The organism is Kitasatospora sp. NPDC005751, assembly GCF_040630835.1.
In the GTDB taxonomy this organism is placed as follows: Bacteria; Actinomycetota; Actinomycetes; order Streptomycetales; family Streptomycetaceae; genus Kitasatospora.
Map to the genome: position 1 here is coordinate 1 of NZ_JBEXYC010000171.1, position 1,012 is coordinate 1,012.

Here is a 1,012-nt window from a genome sequence, read left to right on the forward strand (position 1 = left end):
AACCGCTGCTGCGGATCCGTCGCCACCGCCTCACGCGGACTGATCCCGAAGAACTCCGCGTCGAACTCCCCCGCGTCGTAGAGGAACCCGCCCTCCCGCGAGACGCTCCGGCCTGCGGCCGCCGGATCGGGGTCGTAAACGTCCGTCGCCCAGCCCCGGTCGGTGGGGAACTCCCCGATGGCGTCCCCACCCGAGGCGAGCAACTCCCAGAAGTCGCCCGGGGACGACACGCCGCCCGGGAACCGGCACGCCATCCCGACGATCACCAGCGGGTCGTCCTCGACCCGTGCGCGCCCGGAGGCCGGGAGCGCGGTACCCGTCGAGACGGGGTCGTTGCCTCCGACCAGCTCACCCAGCAGGAAGCCGACCAGGGCCGCCGGGGTCGGGTAGTCGAAGACCGCCGTGGCCGGCAGCCGCAGGCCGGTGGCGCTGTTCAGTCGGTTGCGCAGTTCGACGGCGGTGAGCGAGTCGAACCCGACGTCCCGGAAGGAACGTTCGGCGTCCAGACTGCCCGGTCCGGCCATCCCCAGCACCAGAGCGGCCTGCGACAGCACCAGCTCCCGCACCACCTCCCGCTGCTCGTCCGGCCCCAGCCCGGCCAACCGCGCGGCCAGGGCGCTCCGACCGTCGGCACTCGGCAGTCCGGCCGTGCGGCGGGTACGCGAGCCTGCGCGTGTCGCACGGACGAGGCCGGACAGCAGCGGCGGGACCTCGCCGGATCCCCTCAGGGCAGCCAGGTTCAACTCCGCTGCCACGAAGAGCGCTTCGGGCCGGCCGACGGCCGCCTCCAGGACGGCGAGCCCGCGTGCGTCGGAGAATGGCCGCAGGCCCTGCCGGCCCATCCGGCGGCGGTCCGCCTCCGAGAGCTCACCCGCCATGCCGTTCTCCCACGGACCCCACGCCAACGACACCCCCGGCAGGCCCTCGTGCCGCCGGTGAGCGGCCAGCGCGTCCAGGAACGTGTTCCCCGCCGCGTAGTTCGCCTGCCCCGGATTGCCCCAGACGCCGGCCA

At 74.2% G+C, this 1,012-nt stretch carries 1 protein-coding gene; it reads right to left on the reverse strand.

The annotated features are described in order from the left end of the window. Nucleotides 1-1,012: beta-ketoacyl synthase N-terminal-like domain-containing protein (locus ABZ497_RS36880; protein WP_359812532.1), on the reverse strand; the 1,012-nt coding region annotated here is incomplete at both ends.